The 15,982-nt window shown below is 63.2% G+C and carries 15 protein-coding genes; 6 read left to right on the forward strand and 9 right to left on the reverse strand.

Annotated features, from left to right (window positions below; translation table 11 throughout):
• The first annotated feature begins 135 nt into the window (after positions 1–135).
• Positions 136–501, forward strand: a complete 366-nt coding sequence (locus V1278_RS19685) for a response regulator (RefSeq protein WP_027538546.1) — start codon at positions 136–138, stop codon at positions 499–501.
• 12 nt (positions 502–513) lie between these two features.
• Entirely contained in the window at positions 514–1,887 is a 1,374-nt protein-coding gene (locus V1278_RS19690; RefSeq protein ID WP_334381950.1) for a PleD family two-component system response regulator, read from the forward strand.
• Positions 1,888–1,934: 47 nt separating this feature from the next.
• On the opposite strand, the gene V1278_RS19695 is transcribed toward V1278_RS19690, so the two are convergent.
• Both V1278_RS19695 and V1278_RS19700 read right to left on the reverse strand, forming a co-directional pair.
• Positions 1,935–3,152: a serine hydrolase domain-containing protein gene (locus V1278_RS19695; RefSeq protein WP_334381952.1), complete on the reverse strand. Its 1,218-nt coding sequence runs from the start codon at positions 3,150–3,152 to the stop codon at positions 1,935–1,937.
• Positions 3,153–3,334: 182 nt separating this feature from the next.
• Complete coding sequence (locus tag V1278_RS19700) at positions 3,335–3,910, reverse strand: TetR/AcrR family transcriptional regulator (protein ID WP_334381953.1); 576 nt, start codon at positions 3,908–3,910, stop codon at positions 3,335–3,337.
• A 160-nt stretch (positions 3,911–4,070) separates the two neighbouring features.
• Between V1278_RS19700 and V1278_RS19705 the strand changes: the two genes are divergently transcribed.
• A complete protein-coding gene (locus tag V1278_RS19705; RefSeq protein ID WP_334381954.1) occupies positions 4,071–5,303 on the forward strand; it encodes an MFS transporter in 1,233 nt (410 codons plus the stop codon).
• 205 nt (positions 5,304–5,508) lie between these two features.
• Here the strand turns inward: V1278_RS19705 and rpmG are convergent, their stop codons facing one another.
• From rpmG to topA, 6 genes are all read right to left on the reverse strand, one after another.
• Positions 5,509–5,676, reverse strand: a complete 168-nt coding sequence (gene rpmG / locus V1278_RS19710; RefSeq protein WP_007603295.1) for a 50S ribosomal protein L33 — start codon at positions 5,674–5,676, stop codon at positions 5,509–5,511.
• A 188-nt stretch (positions 5,677–5,864) separates the two neighbouring features.
• Positions 5,865–7,190, reverse strand: a complete 1,326-nt coding sequence (locus V1278_RS19715) for an LLM class flavin-dependent oxidoreductase (protein WP_334381955.1) — start codon at positions 7,188–7,190, stop codon at positions 5,865–5,867.
• Between the two features lie 218 nt (positions 7,191–7,408).
• A complete protein-coding gene (locus tag V1278_RS19720) occupies positions 7,409–8,146 on the reverse strand; it encodes an NUDIX hydrolase (RefSeq protein WP_334381956.1) in 738 nt (245 codons plus the stop codon).
• Between the two features lie 39 nt (positions 8,147–8,185).
• Positions 8,186–8,623: a DUF983 domain-containing protein gene (locus tag V1278_RS19725; protein ID WP_334381957.1), complete on the reverse strand. Its 438-nt coding sequence runs from the start codon at positions 8,621–8,623 to the stop codon at positions 8,186–8,188.
• Positions 8,611–10,953 carry a ribonuclease R gene (rnr, locus tag V1278_RS19730; RefSeq protein WP_334381958.1) on the reverse strand — a complete coding sequence of 781 codons (2,343 nt, stop codon included), beginning with the start codon at positions 10,951–10,953 and terminating at the stop codon, positions 8,611–8,613. Before rnr ends, V1278_RS19725 begins: the two co-directional genes overlap by 13 nt.
• The gene (gene topA / locus V1278_RS19735; RefSeq protein ID WP_334381959.1) at positions 10,954–13,731 is read right to left on the reverse strand and encodes a type I DNA topoisomerase; all 2,778 of its coding nucleotides are present in this window, start codon (positions 13,729–13,731) and stop codon (positions 10,954–10,956) included.
• Between the two features lie 229 nt (positions 13,732–13,960).
• On the opposite strand from topA, the gene V1278_RS19740 reads away from it, so the two are divergent.
• Positions 13,961–14,215 (forward strand): hypothetical protein, encoded by a 255-nt coding sequence (locus V1278_RS19740; protein WP_334381960.1) that lies wholly within the window; start codon positions 13,961–13,963, stop codon positions 14,213–14,215.
• Between the two features lie 77 nt (positions 14,216–14,292).
• On the opposite strand, the gene V1278_RS19745 is transcribed toward V1278_RS19740, so the two are convergent.
• On the reverse strand, positions 14,293–14,769 hold the full coding sequence (locus V1278_RS19745) for a winged helix-turn-helix transcriptional regulator (RefSeq protein WP_334381961.1): 477 nt from the start codon (positions 14,767–14,769) through the stop codon (positions 14,293–14,295).
• A 111-nt stretch (positions 14,770–14,880) separates the two neighbouring features.
• Here V1278_RS19745 and V1278_RS19750 point away from each other — a divergent pair, with 111 nt between their 5' ends.
• Together V1278_RS19750 and V1278_RS19755 are read left to right on the forward strand one after the other, a co-directional pair.
• Positions 14,881–15,654: an SDR family oxidoreductase gene (locus V1278_RS19750; RefSeq protein WP_334381962.1), complete on the forward strand. Its 774-nt coding sequence runs from the start codon at positions 14,881–14,883 to the stop codon at positions 15,652–15,654.
• Between the two features lie 172 nt (positions 15,655–15,826).
• On the forward strand, positions 15,827–15,967 hold the full coding sequence (locus tag V1278_RS19755; protein WP_176721964.1) for a hypothetical protein: 141 nt from the start codon (positions 15,827–15,829) through the stop codon (positions 15,965–15,967).
• The last annotated feature ends 15 nt before the right edge of the window (positions 15,968–15,982 follow it).

The raw sequence follows: 15,982 nt of genomic DNA on the forward strand, positions 1-15,982 counted from the left end.
TAAAAGTTGGCGCATCGATTTAACGGCTTAGAGCGAATCTGGCGCTAGTTTGAATTCAGTTTTCGACAGGGGGCGGCGTCGGTGCAAGACGTGCCGAAAGGCCGGACTTGTTTCCTGGGATGAGGGAGGGACGGGATGGCGAAAACCGTCCTGATCGTGGAGGACAACGAGCTCAATATGAAGCTCTTTCGCGATCTGTTGGAAGCGCATGGCTATCAAACCTCCGGCACCAGCAATGGTTTCGAGGCGCTCGATCTCGTCCGCAAGCTGCGCCCTGATCTGATCCTGATGGATATCCAGCTTCCGCAGGTGTCGGGCCTCGAAGTGACGCGCTGGATCAAGGACGATCCGGAGTTGCGCGCCATTCCGGTGGTTGCCGTCACCGCGTTTGCGATGAAGGGCGATGAAGAGCGCATCCGCGAAGGCGGCTGCGAGGCGTATCTGTCCAAACCAATTTCCGTCGGCAAGTTTATTGAAACCGTACGGCGTTTTATCGGGTAGGGGTGAGTTTCGATGTCTGCGCGTATCCTTGTCGTCGATGACGTTCCGGCGAACGTCAAGCTGCTGGAAGCCCGGCTGTCGGCCGAGTATTTCGACGTGCTGACCGCTTCCAACGGCGCCGAGGCGCTCGACCTCTGCTCGCGCTCCGAATGCGACATCATCCTGCTCGACGTCATGATGCCGGACATGGACGGCTTCGAGGTCTGTCGCCGGCTGAAATCCAACCCGGCGACCCATTTCATTCCTGTCGTGATCGTCACCGCGCTTGACAGCCCGTCCGATCGCGTCCGCGGGCTGGAAGCCGGGGCCGACGATTTTCTCACCAAGCCGGTGTCCGACATCGTTCTGATCGCGCGCGTTCGGTCACTGACGCGGCTGAAGATGATGACCGATGAGCTGCGCATGCGCGCCATCACCTCGCTCGAGATCGGCATGGAAGCGCCCGAGCGCAGCGCGATTGCCGACAAGGGCGTCGGCGGGCGGATCCTGCTTGTCGACGACCGGCCGTCGTCCTACGAGCGGCTGGCGCCGATCCTTGCCGCCGAGCACACCGTCGACGTCGAAATCAATCCAGCGGAAGCGCTGTTTCACGCCGCTGACGGCAACTACGATTTGCTGATCGTCTCTCTCAGCCTGGAAAATTACGACGGCCTGCGGCTGTGCAGCCAGGCGCGCTCGCTGGAGCGCACCCGCCAGTTGCCCATTCTCGCCATCTCCGACGCCGACAATAACGCCCGGCTGCTGCGCGGGCTCGAAATCGGCGTCAACGATTATCTTCTGCGCCCCGTCGACAAGAACGAACTGCTGGCGCGGGCGCGCACCCAAATCCGCAAGCGGCGCTATACCGACCACCTGCGCGACAACGTGCAGAACTCGATCGAAATGGCGATCACCGACGCGCTGACCGGGCTGCACAACCGCCGCTACATGGAAAGCCATCTCTCGACGCTCGTCGAGCAGGCCTCGGGCCGCGGCAAGCCGCTCGCGCTGATGATCCTCGACATCGACTTCTTCAAATCCATCAACGACACCTACGGCCACGACGCCGGCGACGACGTGCTGCGCGAATTCGCCGTGCGCATCCGCAAGTCGATCCGCGGCATCGATCTCGCCTGCCGCTATGGCGGCGAGGAATTCGTCATCGTGATGCCGGAAACCGACCTGACCGTCGCCGGCATGGTCGCCGAGCGCCTGCGCCGCTCGATCGCCAGCGAAACCTTTGCCGTCAACAAGGGCACCAAGCGGATCGACGTCACGATCTCGATCGGCCTGGCGACGCTGGATCACAAGGGCGAGCCGGTCGCCGACGTGCTCAAGCGCGCCGACACCGCGCTATATCGCGCCAAGCACGACGGACGCAACCGGGTGGTATCAGCGGCGGCCTGAACTGTCGTCCCTGCGTTCGCAGGGATCGCGGCAGATAGGTTGTCGCGTCAAGCAACGACCTCGGCATTCTGCTTCACCGCTTCATGCGCCAGCCGCTTGAACTCGAACGAGAACGGATGCACGAACGCCATCTGGCGCTGTGCCATCATCACGCCCGCCATGTTGCGCTTCGGCGAGATCCACCATTGGGTGCCGGCGACGCCGCCCCAATAGAGCTCGCCTGCGGCGTCGGGGTGATCGTACGCCGAGGGCTTCAAGATCAATCCGCCGGCCAAACTAAACGCCTTGCCGGGCTGCTCTCCCATCATGGCAAAGCGGATCCACTGGCCCTCGGGCAATTGGTTGGACAGCATCAGCGCGATCGTCTCGGGCTTGAGCAGGGTCGGCCCGCCGGGCAGCAGGCTTCGGATCAGCGCGACCATGTCGGGCAGGGTTGAAACCAGGCCGCCGCCGCCGCTCAGTCTTGCGATCGGGCGCAGATAAGCGCCGGGGAAAGGCGAGTTGTCGGTTCGGGTCAATCCCGGCTTCATCGGCTCCATCAGGTCCGCACCGGCGTAATAGGCGACAAGCCGTCCCTGATCCTTTTCCGGCACGACGAACCCGGTATCGACCATGCCGAGTGGACCCAGAATGCGCGCTTGGATGAACTTGTCGAAACTCTGGCCGCTGATGACTTCGATCAGCCGCCCCAGCACGTCGGTGGCCAGCGAATATTCCCACGACGTGCCGGGGTGATAGATCAGCGGCAGGCCGGCCAGCACGTCCACCATGTCGGCCAGCGTCGTCATGGGATTGTGGACGCCGCGCTCGTTGAGCGCCTTGTAGATGGCGGTACCGGGATCGAAGAAGCCGTAGCTCAGGCCGGAGCTGTGGCTGAGCAACTGACGGATGGTGATTGAGCTCTTCGCAGGCTCGGTGTCATCCAGCGAGCTGGCGCCGGGCCGCAGCACCTTGCGATTTCCGAGCTGCGGAATGAACTTTTCGATTGCGTCGTCGAGCCTGAGTTTTCCTTCCTCGAACAGCAAGAGCACGGCGCAGGAGGTGATCAGCTTGGTGTTGGAGAAGACGCGGAAGATGTGATCGGTGCGGAGCGGTGTCTGCGCTTCCTTGTCGGCCCAGCCGACGCAATTCACGTCGACGAGGTCGCGCCCGACCATGACCGCCCAGGAAATGCCTGACAGCAGGTTGTTGTCGATATAGCGCTGCATGGCCGCGCGTGCCGGTTCGAAGTCATAACCGTTTGCGGTCACTTTCAGGTCTTCCATGCTCGCTCCCTTTGTCGCAGCTTCGCGCTGCTTGTCGTCCCTGCGAACGCAGGGACCCATAACCACCGGCGCTAGTTGTGAAAAGGGTAACTACCACATCGCCTCACTGAAAAGCCACGGCGTATGGGTCCCTGCGTTCGCAGGGACGACGACGAAGGAGAGGGCGTCGTCAAGTAACCGACTCATGACCGACGTCTTCTCGCACGCTTCTCCGCGGCGCCGCTAGCACCCACCTTCACCCCCGCATTCCTGAGTAGCACCGTTGCGGCTTCCTTTGCCGCGCGCGCCATCGCGGGGTCGTTGCGGACGAGATCCTGGGCGATCGAGCCGTCGACGAGCAGAGCGAGCTGCGTCGCCAGCGCGTCCGCTTGGCGGATGCCGAGTTGTACCAGCAGGCCGCGAAACCAGAGGCGGCGGCTTTCCTTGAACTCGACCGCAACCTTTCGGACCGACTGATCCTCGCCGAGTTCGGCCACCGCGTTGACGAAGGGACAGCCGCGAAAATCTTTCGCCGAAAAGCGCCGCTCCAGCGAATCGAAGGTGCCAAGAATCTGTTCGACCGGCGACTTGTCGGATGGCCGCGGCGCCACGAAGCGCCGCGCCAGATAGGCCGATATCAGCGCGTCCTTGGACGGGAAATGATTGTAGAGCGTGCGTTTGCTGATGCCGATTTCGGCCGCGATGGTGTCGACGCCGACCGCGCGAATTCCCTGCAGATAGAACAGCCTATCCGCGGTTTCCAGAATCCGTTCCTTCATCGCCGGTTTGGCGGGCAGGGTAGCAATGCGAATGCGTGGGTCACCGTTTGCTTGACAGCAGCGCCCCTTATAGCCCAGGTACACAGGTCTGTGTACCTATTTCAGATGCCAATTGCAGGACGCGGCGTTCGAATCGCGCCCCTTAGGAAGAATAAAAACAATGGCCCTGCTGCAAATCCTGCGTCCGACGCTACCCATTCTGATCGGCGCATCCATCATGCTGACGCTGAGCATGGGGCTGCGGCAGTCGCTCGGCATTTTCATGCAGCCGCTGACGCAGGATATCAAAATATCGATTTCCGATTTCACGCTGGCAATCGCAGTGCAGAACCTAGCTTGGGGATTTTTGCAGCCGCTCGCCGGGGCGTTGACGGTGCGCTACGGCTTTCGCGCCATCATGGTGGTCGGCGCGCTGCTCTATGTCGCCGGCCTTGCATTGATGGCGGGGGCGAACGGCGTTCTCGCCGTCATGATCGGCGGGGGCGTGTTGATCGGCACGTCGCTTGCGTGCACCGCGGCGGCAATTGCGATGTCGGTTGCGGCCCGCGCCGTTCCTGCGTCGGTGCGCTCCACAGTGCTCGGCCTGGTGTCGGGCGCCGGCTCCCTCGGCGCGCTGTTGTCGGCGCCGATCGGGCAGATGCTCAATGAAGGTTATGGCTGGCGGATGGGGCTCGTCGGCTTCGTGGTGCTGTCGCTCCTGATGATTCCCGCGGCCTGGTACGCGGGCAGGGTGGACAAGATTCCGTTGCCCAAGCCGACAGAAGACGAGATCGACGATGCGTCGGCCACCGCCGCAACGAAGATGGCGTTTTCCAATGCTTCTTTCGTGGTGATGACCGGCGCCTATTTCGTCTGCGGCATGCAGCTCGTCTTTCTCACCACGCACCTGCCGTCCTATCTGGCGATCTGCGGCATGGACCCGATGCTAAGCGCGCAGACGCTCGGCATGATCGGCGGCTTCAACGTGCTCGGCAGCATCTTCTTCGGCTGGGCCGGCCAGCGTTGGAATAAGCTGGCGTTGCTCGGCGGCATCTACATCTTCCGCTCGATCGCGCTCGCCTGGTATTTCACGCTGCCGCCGACGCCGGCAACCACGCTGCTGTTCGGCGCCATCATGGGTTTTCTGTGGATGGGCGTCGGCCCGCTGGTCGCTGGCGCAGTGGCGGAAATGTTCGGCCTGAAATGGCAGGCGATGATCCAGGGGCTCGCCTTCATGAGCCACCAGGTCGGCAGCTTCCTCGGTGCGTTCGGCGGCGGGGTGCTGTACGACGCGCTCGGCTCCTACACCATGGCGTGGCGGATCGGCGTCGCGCTTGGCCTGGCCGGCGGCATTGTCCAGGTCGCGTTCGCGCTGATCCGGCCGAGCGGGCCACCGCAGGTGCAAGCGGCGTAGGGCGCGCCGCTTTCCCCGGATGCTGCGCAGCACGCCCTCTTGCGGCGTGGTGCGCTGCTGATCCGGGGTCCATCCGCGGCTATCGTGGGTCCCGGCTCTGCGGAGCAGCGTGAAGAACGCTGCACCGCGTCCGGGACACGGATATAGCCAGGAATCAAAAACGGGGCCGCAAGGCCCCGTTCAAAACCGTCAGCGATTGGCTCGCTTACTTGATCTTCGCTTCGCGGAATTCGACGTGCTTGCGCGCGACCGGGTCGTACTTCTTCTTGACCAGCTTGTCGGTCATGGTGCGCGAATTCTTCTTGGCGACGTAATAGAAGCCGGTATCCGCCGAGGAAACGAGCTTGACCTTGATGGTGACCGCTTTGGCCATGTTCAGAACCTCAAAAATGGGGGTGTCAGGCGCCGGCCAAACCGGCCTGCATTTGCCGCGCAACCTAGCTTCTGATCGCCCAAAGTCAAGGTTTTCGGGGCAAAAACCGGCCTGATTCGAGGTAGAATCCATGTTTTGCGCGCACTCTGATCGCAAAACCGGTGCCCACTTTTGCGAAAATACGCGCGTTAACCTTCAAAGAACCGGTTTTTCGGCCTCGGCAGCCCCAAATTCTCCCGCAGCGTCTTGCCCTCATACTCTTTGCGGAAAATCCCGCGCCGCTGCAGTTCCGGCACCACCTTGTCGACGAAACCGTCCAATCCCGCCGGGAGGAACGGGAACATGATGTTAAAACCGTCGCTGCCGCGGCTCATCAGCCATTCCTCCATCTGGTCGGCGATGGTTTGCGGCGTGCCGACGAATGACAGTCCGCCATAGCCGCCGACGCGCTGGGCGAGCTGGCGCACCGTCAGCTTGTCGCGCGCAGCGGCATCGACGAGGCGCTGGCGGCCGCTCTTGCTGGCGTTGGTTTCGGGGATCGGCGGCAACTGGCCGTCAGGATCGAAGCCGGAGGCGTCGGTGCCGAGCTGCACCGAGAGCGAAGCGATGGCGCTGTCGTAATGCACCATGCTGTCGAGCTTGGCCCTTTTCTCCTTGCCTTCCTCGACGCTGTCGCCGACGACGACGAAGGCACCGGGTAGGATCTTCAGGTGCTCCGGATCGCGGCCGATCTTCTCCATGCGGCCCTTGATGTCGGCATAGAGCTTCTGCCCGTCGGCGAGGCTGCCGCCGCCGGTGAATACGGCCTCCGCGGTTTCCGCCGCGAGCTGCTTGCCATCCTCGGACGCGCCGGCCTGCACGATCAGCGGCCAGCCCTGCACGGGGCGGGCGATGTTGAGCGGCCCGCGCACGGACAGATATTTGCCCTTGTGATTGAGCACGTGCATCTTGGCGGGATCGAAATAGAGGCCTTGTTCGACGTCGCGCACGAAGGCGTCGTCGGCAAAGGAATCCCACAGACCCGTCACCACGTCATAAAACTCGCGCGCCCGTTTGTAGCGCTCGGCGTGCTCCATGTGATCGTCGAGCCCGAAATTGAGCGCTGCATCCGGATTGGAAGTGGTGACGATATTCCAGCCCGCGCGGCCACCTGAGATGTGATCGAGCGAGGCAAAGCGCCGGGCCACGTGATAGGGCTCGTCGAAGGTCGTCGATCCCGTCGCGATCAGGCCGATATGTTCCGTCACGGCTGATAGCGCCGACAACAGCGTGAACGGTTCGAACGAAGTGACCGTGTGGCTGCGCTTGAGCGCATTGATCGGCATGTTCAGCACGGCCAGATGATCGGCCATGAAGAACGCGTCGAACTTGCCGGCTTCGAGCTTCTGGATCAGTCGCTTGATACGCGGGAAACTGAAATTGGCATCGGGCCAGGCGCCGGGATAGCGCCACGCGCCGGTGTGGATGGAGACCGGCCGCATGAACGCGCCGAGCTTGAGTTGCCGCTGTGCCATTGCCCCGTTTCCGTAGCTGTTATTGTTGGGAAAGAGATATGCACGGGTGAGAGCGGTGCCATTAGGGGCGCGCAGAAGAATTTTGCAATTTGAGGGACAGGCGGAGAACGATTCGACGGTGGCAATACCGTCATTGCGAGCCAACGGGTCGCGCGTATGCGCGCCCCGTTGGCTCGCAATGACGGGGACAGAGCGGAGCCCTTACGTCCCGGGAGCCCTTACGCCCCCAGCACGTCCTTCTGCATCTTGCCGCCGTAGAAGTGAAAGAACGGCACCGGCGCGTCGTGGCGCAAGGGGCCGGTCGCGAGCCGACGGTCGAGTTCGGCGAGCACGTTCTTGGTCATGGCGTGCGCGTCGGCGAGCGGCTGCGAGCCGATCTCGACCCACACCAACTCCACCAGTTCGGCATCGGCGTGGATTACGCCTTCGACGCGATGGGCGATGGCGGACGCGTCAGCCGTGAAGAAGCGCGTATCAAAACGGCGGACGCGACCAGGCGGGGTGATCGCGCGTGCGATCAGGAACAGGCCGGACGGATCGGGCAGCAGGCCTGCTTCCGCAAACGGTTTCCACGCGCCGTCGAGTTTTACGGGCTTGTCGACCTTGCATCCGAGGCAGAGGCCGGTTTCCTCGCAGGCCTCGCGGATCGCAGCAACCGCCAGCGCGCGCGCCCGCGATGGTGCAATCTTCGGACTACCTTTGAGCAGATTGGCTTCGAGCTCTGGGGAAATCGGTGCGGCGACCGGAATGCGGTTGTCCGACTTGTCGACGCGGCCGCCGGGAAACACATATTTGCCCGGCATGAACACCACCTTGTCGTGGCGCTTGCCGACCAGAACTTTCGGCTTGTCGCCGGAGCGGTCGATCAGGATCAGCGTCGCTGCATCCTTGGGCCGGAAATAGGGATGGTGATCGGCTTCTTTTTCTTCTTTTACGGCGGTCGCGGCGTCGTTCATCCCATCCCCATTTTAGTGCTCTTGTTGCTCGTGCTTTAGCTAGACCGGCGGGATGTCGCTAGGGGCGTTTTCGTCAAAGCCGTGCATGCGCAGTGCCCATTGGATGCCGACCACCGCGCCCTTGATGGGCTGCAGCAGAACGAGCGATAAGAGGAACGTCACCGGCAAATAGATCGCCAACTGCAGCCATACGGCCGGCGAGAAATTGGTCTCGATCCAGAGCGCCGCCGGTACCACGATGTGGCCGACGACGACGATCACGAGATAGGCCGGCAGATCGTCGGCGCGGTGCGGGGTAAAATCGAGCCCGCACTTCGAGCAATTATCGGCAGTCTTCAGGAAAGCGCGAAACATCTTGCCCTCGCCGCAACGCGGACAGCGGCAACGGAAGCCGCGCTTCATCGCGGTCCAGAGGTCGCGCTTCTCGGTCTGCGCGGTGTCCCGGGTCCATGTCGTCGCGGCGTTCACCGTTTCCATGACTTGCCTTTCTTCGATTTGCCGGGCTTGGCTTTGCCCGACTTGCCCTTGTGAGGCTTGCGAACCTTGTCGCGCGGGCTGCGGCCCGGATGCGATTTCGATGGCTTTGCCGATGCCTTCGAGCCGTCACGTTTTCTGCCGCGCGGAATGAGTTGGCCTTCCGACAACAGCTCGAACCGCAACGCGCCGGCTACCGGTGCAGCTTCTACCAGACGCACGTCGACAACATCCCCCAACCGGTGCATGGCACCGCTGCGTGAGCCGACGAGCGCGTGACGCGTCTCGTCATAATTGTAATACTCGGTGCCGAGCGTGCGGATCGGGATCAGCCCGTCGGCGCCGGTATCCGATAACTTCACGAACAGCCCGGCGCGGGTAACGCCCGAGATGCGGCCCTGAAACGTCGCGCCGATACGGTCGGCGAGGAAATGCGCGATCAACCGGTCGGCGGTTTCGCGCTCCGCCTTCATCGCGCGGCGCTCGGTCAGCGAAATCTGCGCCGCGATCTCGCTCAGTGTCTCCAGCGTCTCGATCTCCGGCAACGCGCCTTCACCGAGACCGAGCGCGCGGATCAGCGCGCGATGCACGATCAGATCAGCGTATCGCCTGATCGGCGAGGTGAAATGGGCGTAGCGGCGCAGGTTGAGGCCGAAATGGCCGTAATTCTCTGCCGAGTATTCCGCCTGCGCCTGCGAGCGCAGCACCACCTCGTTGACAAGCGGCTCATAATCCTCGCCGCGGACCTGGCCCAGCACCCGATTGAACAGCGAGGGGCGTAGCGCGCCGGTCTTCGCAAACGGCAGGTCGAGCGTTTTCAGGAATTCCTGGAGATTATGAACCTTCTCCAAGGTGGGTTCGTCATGCACCCGATAGATAAGCGGCAGCGCCTTCTTTTCAAGCGTTTCGGCCGCGGCGACGTTGGCGAGGATCATGAATTCCTCGATCAGCCGGTGCGCGTCGAGACGCTCCGGCACGATGACGCGATCGACTGTGCCGTCAGGCTTGAGCAGGATTTTTCGTTCGGGCAGATCGAGATCGAGCGGATCGCGTTCGTCGCGCGCGAGCTTCACCAGCGCATAGGCCGCGTAGAGCGGCGTCAGGATCGGCTCCAGCAGCGGGCCGGTGATATCGTCGGGCCGCCCGTCGATCGCGGCCTGCGCCTGCGCGTAGTGCAGCTTCGCGGCCGAGCGCATCAGCACGCGATGAAAGCTGTGCGAGCGCTTGCGGCCGTCGGGGCCGATGACGAGCCGCACCGCGAGCGCGCCGCGCGCTTCGCCCGGCACCAGCGAGCAGAGATCGTTGGAGATGCGCTCGGGCAGCATCGGCACCACGCGGTCCGGAAAATACACCGAGTTGCCGCGCGTCACCGCTTCGCGGTCTAGCGCCGAGCCCGGCCGCACATAGAAGGCGACGTCGGCAATCGCGACATGGACCACATAGCCGCCCTTGTTGTTCGGATCGGAATCGGGCGCGGCGTGCACCGCGTCGTCATGGTCCTTCGCATCAGGCGGATCGATGGTCACCAGCGGCAAATCGCGCCAGTCCTCGCGACCTTTCAAGTCAGCAGGCTGCGCGGCCTCGGCCTCGCGCAAGGCGGATGGTGAAAACGCTTGCGGGATTTCGTGGGCGTGGATCGCGATCAGGCTGATCGCCTTTTCGCTCGACAACGAGCCGAGCCGCTCCTTCACCTTGCCGGAGGCGAGGCCATAGCCGCGCGAGCGCACCAGATCGACGCTAATGAGGTCACCATCCTCGGCGCCCGCGGTGTCCGATGGCGCGATGTTCAATTCGCGCCCGGCCTGCTTCTTGTCGACGGGAACGAGCAGGCCGCCGCCGCCAGGCAGCTTGCGGAAGATGCCGAGCACGCGCGTGCGGGCCTGGTCGATGATCTTGATGACGCGGCCGCGATAGGGGGCGCCTTCGCTATCATCGGCCTTCTCGATCCGCAACAGGGCTCGGTCGCCGACACCCGCCGCCGTGCCGGGTTGCAAACGGCGCGGGACGTGGATGCGGATCTTCGGCGCGGGCCCGCTCTGTTCAATGTCCCATTCGGTGGGAGTGGCGAGCAGTTCGCCGTCGGTGTCGCGCCCGGTGATGTCGGCGATCACGGTTGGGGGCAGGAGGGCCGTCTCGTGAATCTTCCGACCGCGTTTGGCGATGGCACCTTCGTCGGCGAGCTCGCGAAGGATCCGTTTCAGTTCAGCGCGGTCGGCATTCTTCAGGCCGAACTCGCGGGCTATCTCGCGGGTGCCGACCTTGCCCGGATGGGCACGAATAAAGGCGACGATGGCGTCCCGGGCCGGAAAGCCATGGTCGTGTTTTCTCTTCACTTATCCTCGCGCCTTGCCCGCGCGCTTTTTCGCGGGCGTCTTGGGTGCAGCGGGCTTCGCCGCCGATGTCTTGGCGGCGGAGGCGACCGGCGCGCGCGCCTTGCTCACGGCCTCCGATTTCGGCTTCGCTGCCGGCTTCTTCGCCGGCGCCTTCTTGGCGGGCTTCGGCGCATCGGAATCGGCAGCCTTGCTGGCAGTCTTGGTAGCCGTCTTGGCGGCGGCCTTCTTCGGTGCGGCCTTCTTGGCGCCGCGTTTCGGCTTGCCGCCGCCCTTGGCGGCGCGTTCGTCGATCAGCGCGATGGCTTCGGCCAGCGTGATCGTCTCCGGCGTCTTGTCGCTCGGGATCGTGGCGTTGACACCGCCTGCGGTGACATAGGCGCCATAGCGGCCGTTCTTGACAGCTACTCCGCCAAGGCTCGGATGCTCGCCGAGCGGTTTGCCGGGATCGGCGCCGAAGCGGCGGCCGCTCGGGCCTTTTGCGATCTTTTCCGCGATCAGCGTCACCGCGCGGTTGAGGCCGATGTCGAACACCTCGTCGCCGGCCTCCAGGCTCGCATAAGTCTTCTCGTGACGCACAAACGGGCCGAAGCGGCCAATGCCGGCGGTAATCGGGTGGCCGGTTTCCGGATGCTTGCCGATCTCACGCGGCAGCGACAGCAGCTTCAGCGCCAGATCGAGCTCCATGTCGCCGGGCGACATGTTCTTCGGGATGCCGGCGCGTTTGGGCTTTTCGCCCTCGGGATAGTCCTTCTGCTCGCCGAGTTGGATGTAGGGGCCGAAGCGGCCGGCCTTTACCGTGACGTCGAGGTCGGTTTCGGGATCCTTGCCGAGAACGCGGTCGGCGCTCGCCTCGGAGTCGGCGGCCAGCGGACGGGTATAGCGGCACTCCGGATAGTTCGAGCAGCCGACGAATGCGCCGAACTTGCCGGCCTTCAGATTGAGCCGGCCAGTGCCGCAGGTCGGGCACTGCCTGATGTCGCCGCCGTCGGCGCGTGGCGGATAGATGTGCGGGCCCAGCATGTCGTCGAGCGCATCCAGCACCTCGGCGACGCGCAGATCCTTGATGTCGTTAACCGCGCCGATGAAGCCGATCCAGAAATCCTGCAGCACCTGCTGCCAGGAAATCTCGTTGTTGGAGATGCGGTCGAGCTGTTCTTCCAGCGCGGCGGTGAAGTCATACTCCACATAGCGCGAGAAAAAGTTTTCGAGGAACGCGACCACGACGCGACCCTTGTCCTCGCCATGCAGCCGCTTCTTCTCCAGCTTGACGTAGCCGCGATCTTTCAGGACCTGCAGGATCGAGGCGTAGGTCGAGGGACGGCCGATACCGAGCTCTTCCATCCGCTTGACCAGCGAGGCCTCCGAGAAGCGCGGCGGCGGCTCCGTGAAATGCTGGGTGACGGCAAGCGCCTGCCGCTTCAAGGCTTCGCCTTCGCTCATGGCGGGGAGGCGGCGGGAATCCTCGTCGTCACCGTCGTCGTCCTTGCCTTCCTGATAGAGTGCGAGGAAGCCGTCGAACTTGATGACCTGGCCCGAAGCGCGCAGCTCCAGCACGCGGGAGCCGGCTTTCGCCGCGATATCCACGGTGGTGCGTTCGAGTTCGGCCGATTCCATCTGGCTCGCAATGGTGCGGATCCAGATCAGCTCATAGAGTTTCGCCTGATCGGGATCGAGGCGGCGGCGCATCTCGGCGGGCCGGCGCGACAGATCAGTCGGGCGGATCGCTTCGTGCGCCTCCTGCGCGTTCTTGGCCTTGGTCTGGTACTGCCGCGGCGCGTCGGGGACATAGGCGTTGCCGTAATCCTCGCCGATCACCTTGCGGGCTTGGGTGATCGCCGAGCCGTCGATCTGCACGCCGTCGGTTCGCATATAGGTAATGAGGCCGGTGGTCTCGCCGCCGATGTCGATGCCTTCATAGAGGCGCTGCGCGATCCGCATGGTGTGCGCCGGCGCAAAGCCGAGCTTGCGGCTGGCTTCCTGCTGCAGCGTCGAGGTCGTGAAGGGGGCCTGCGGATTGCGGCGCGCGGGTTTTGCTTCGACGGTCGAAACCGTGAAGTTCGCCGCTTCAATGGCCTTCTTGAGGTCTTCGGCTTCGGCGCCGGAGCCGATGTCGAGCCGCTGGATCTTCTTGCCGTCGGCGCCGACGAGGCGCGCCTCAAAGCTGTCGCCGCGCGGCGTGGTCAGGGTCGCGACCAGCGACCAGTATTCGCGCGGGACGAATTTTTCGATTTCGAGTTCGCGGTCGCAGACCAGACGCAGCGCGACCGACTGCACGCGGCCGGCCGAGCGCGCGCCCGGCAGTTTGCGCCAGAGCACGGGGGAGAGCGTGAAGCCGACCAGATAGTCCAGCGCGCGACGCGCCATATAGGCGTCGACCAGCGCGCCGTCGATTTGGCGCGGCGCCTTCATGGCATCGGTCACCGCTTGCTTGGTGATTGCGTTGAACACCACGCGCTCGATCTTCTGATCCTTCAGCGCGCGCTTCTCTTTCATCACCTCCAGCACGTGCCAGGAGATCGCTTCGCCCTCGCGATCAGGGTCGGTTGCGAGAATCAGTCGGCTGGCGCCCTTCAGGGCCTTGGCGATGTCGTTGAGCCGGCCGGCCGCCTTGGGATCGACCTCCCAGATCATCTGAAAATTGGCGTCCGGATCGACGGAACCGTTCTTGGCGGGCAGGTCGCGGACATGGCCGAACGAGGCCAGAACCTCGTAGGAGGCGCCCAAATACTTATTGATCGTCTTGGCTTTCGCCGGCGACTCCACGATGACGATATTCATGTCATTCCAATGGCTTACGGGAAAAGATAAAGGCGGGTTCCGCGAGACTCGCGGCCCACCGATTGGACCCGAACATGGGTGGTGAGGCGGCCCCTGTCAAATCGGCAAATGCCGCCAGGGAACCTTTCGCTGTCCACTTATATCTGAGGAGTTGCGAAATGCGCCCTAGAGTTGCGCCTCCAAAGGGGTTATTTCTGGGCAATACTGTATTCAATTGGATGCAAGTTTTTTGAGCAAGGCTGCAGGCGGCCGGAAGCGGAAAGCTTCAGGCAAGAAGAAGGGCTCGCCACCCGACGAACGTAACACTGAACGAGGTGAGGAGGGCGGCCCCGACGAGGCCGTGGCCTTTATCGCGGAGACCGTTGCCGAACTGGTCAAACTGGCGGAGCGCCACCGGCTCGAGGTGCTCAGCCATTTGCTGGGCATGGCGCAGCTCGAGGCGGAAGAGCGCCTGCGCACCCGCAGCAAACGCAAACTGTCGTGAGAGTTCGAACCGACGGCAGCCTCTCACGGGGCACTCTCCCTTTCCTCGTAAGAACGGCAGAGGAAGAAGAAGGTCGGCTACGCCGTGACCCGCCCGCCTTGCTTCACCACCGCCCGTGGCTTCAGCGCGGTATCCCCCGCACTCAATAGCCGCCCATCCTGCGAATAGAGTGCGAGTTTGCGAACCGGCTTACCCTCTTCCTTGTCGACCAGGATGGTGGCGATCTCTTCCGGGTGCTCGTCGAATTCCTCGCTCCATTGCCGCAGGGCGACCAGGACAGGGAAGACGCCACGGCCTTTCTGCGTAAGCAGATATTCCTGATACGCGCTGCCGTCGGAAGCGGGCGCGGTTTTCAGAATGCCCTGGTCGACCAGCGCGCGCAGCCGCACCGTGAGGATGTTCTTGGCAAGCCCCAATCTCTTCTGGAATTCGCTGAAGCGGCTGATGCCAAACAGCGCCTCGCGAATGATCAGCATCGACCACCAGTCGCCGATCGCATCCAGCGAGCGCGCGATCGGGCAATCGTCATGCTCAAAGCTCGTTCGTTTCACCATTTCAGTCTCCGATCGGGTTTGAGACCGATCACGGCTTTGTGTGGTTGCAATATTAAACTAGGTGCTCTAGCTAATCAATCTAGTTTAATAATGCAACCATCGGAGATGGTCATGAGGCTCGCGAACAAGACGGCGTTGATCACAGGGGGCAACAGCGGCATCGGGCTTGCGACCGCAAAACTGTTCGTGGCCGAAGGTGCCCGGGTCGTCATAACCGGACGAAATCAGGCGACGCTCGATACCGCCGCGAAGGAATTGGGCCCAAGCGCGCTTGCGCTCGCGGCTGACGCCACCGACATCGCGGCGACCGAAGCCGCGATCGGGAAGGGGGCCGAAAAGTTCGGCAAATATGACATCCTGTTCGCCAATGCCGGGATCGCCGGTGGCACGCCGCTTGGTGACTCAACCCTTGAGGCGTTCGAGAAGGTCATCAGCACCAACCTGACCGGCGTGTTCTTCACCGTGCAATCGGCGCTGCCGCATCTCAACGACAACGCCTCGATCATTCTCAACGGCTCGGTGATCTCGGTGCTCGGGATCCCCGGCTATTCGGCCTATGGCGCGGCCAAGGCCGGCGTGCGCGCGATGGCGCGGATCATGGCGTCGGAATTGTCGCCTCGTGGCATCCGCGTCAACGTGGTGGCGCCCGGCGCGATTCGCACCCCGATCTGGGGGGCGGCGATCGCCACGCCGGAAGCCGAAAAGGCGTTTGAAAAGCGCATCGCGTTGTCGACGCCGCTCGGCCGGATCGGCGAACCCGAGCATATTTCCAAGACGGTCCTGTTTCTCGCTTCCGACGATTCCGCCCATGTTCAGGGCCAGGAGTTGTTCGTCGACGGTGGCGCCACGGCCTCTCCGAGCGGTGCGCCAATCTATCGGGGGTAAGCAGGTCCCGGCATGATCCAAGCCGGTCAGCGGTCTAATCTCCGTCGCGCTGACAGGCTCCGGCGCCCTGCGGCGGATTGGCGCGGAGCCAGAACGCGCATTGAACCCGGGGTGTAACTGCAGGACATTTTGAGGCAGGCGTTCTTGCCAATCAAAGAACCGGAGAGCCGTCATGCCGAAAACCGCTGGCATCTCCTCGTCGGCGTCGCAAAGTTCGGATACCGCTCAACTTGTTTCAGTCGCCCTGTTTTCCGGGGTCGGTCTGCTGATCTCGCTGGTCGTCGTTATCCTCCGCATCAACGGCGTTTTTTGATTGAGCGGCTGCCGT

It is taken from the genome of Bradyrhizobium sp. AZCC 1577, from assembly GCF_036924575.1.
Lineage (GTDB): Bacteria > Pseudomonadota > Alphaproteobacteria > Rhizobiales > Xanthobacteraceae > Bradyrhizobium.

What these genes read in the sequence shown, in the direction of transcription:
- V1278_RS19745 (WP_334381961.1), bottom strand. Translation starts at nt 14,769, where the DNA reads ATGGTGAAACGAACGAGCTTTGAGCATGACGATTGCCCGATCGCGCGC.
- rpmG (WP_007603295.1), bottom strand. Translation starts at nt 5,676, where the DNA reads ATGGCCAAAGCGGTCACCATCAAGGTCAAGCTCGTTTCCTCGGCGGAT.
- V1278_RS19690 (WP_334381950.1), top strand. Translation starts at nt 514, where the DNA reads ATGTCTGCGCGTATCCTTGTCGTCGATGACGTTCCGGCGAACGTCAAG.
- topA (WP_334381959.1), bottom strand. Translation starts at nt 13,731, where the DNA reads ATGAATATCGTCATCGTGGAGTCGCCGGCGAAAGCCAAGACGATCAAT.
- V1278_RS19715 (WP_334381955.1), bottom strand. Translation starts at nt 7,190, where the DNA reads ATGGCACAGCGGCAACTCAAGCTCGGCGCGTTCATGCGGCCGGTCTCC.
- V1278_RS19700 (WP_334381953.1), bottom strand. Translation starts at nt 3,910, where the DNA reads ATGAAGGAACGGATTCTGGAAACCGCGGATAGGCTGTTCTATCTGCAG.
- V1278_RS19725 (WP_334381957.1), bottom strand. Translation starts at nt 8,623, where the DNA reads ATGGAAACGGTGAACGCCGCGACGACATGGACCCGGGACACCGCGCAG.
- V1278_RS19720 (WP_334381956.1), bottom strand. Translation starts at nt 8,146, where the DNA reads ATGAACGACGCCGCGACCGCCGTAAAAGAAGAAAAAGAAGCCGATCAC.
- V1278_RS19685 (WP_027538546.1), top strand. Translation starts at nt 136, where the DNA reads ATGGCGAAAACCGTCCTGATCGTGGAGGACAACGAGCTCAATATGAAG.
- V1278_RS19705 (WP_334381954.1), top strand. Translation starts at nt 4,071, where the DNA reads ATGGCCCTGCTGCAAATCCTGCGTCCGACGCTACCCATTCTGATCGGC.
- V1278_RS19755 (WP_176721964.1), top strand. Translation starts at nt 15,827, where the DNA reads ATGCCGAAAACCGCTGGCATCTCCTCGTCGGCGTCGCAAAGTTCGGAT.
- V1278_RS19750 (WP_334381962.1), top strand. Translation starts at nt 14,881, where the DNA reads ATGAGGCTCGCGAACAAGACGGCGTTGATCACAGGGGGCAACAGCGGC.
- V1278_RS19695 (WP_334381952.1), bottom strand. Translation starts at nt 3,152, where the DNA reads ATGGAAGACCTGAAAGTGACCGCAAACGGTTATGACTTCGAACCGGCA.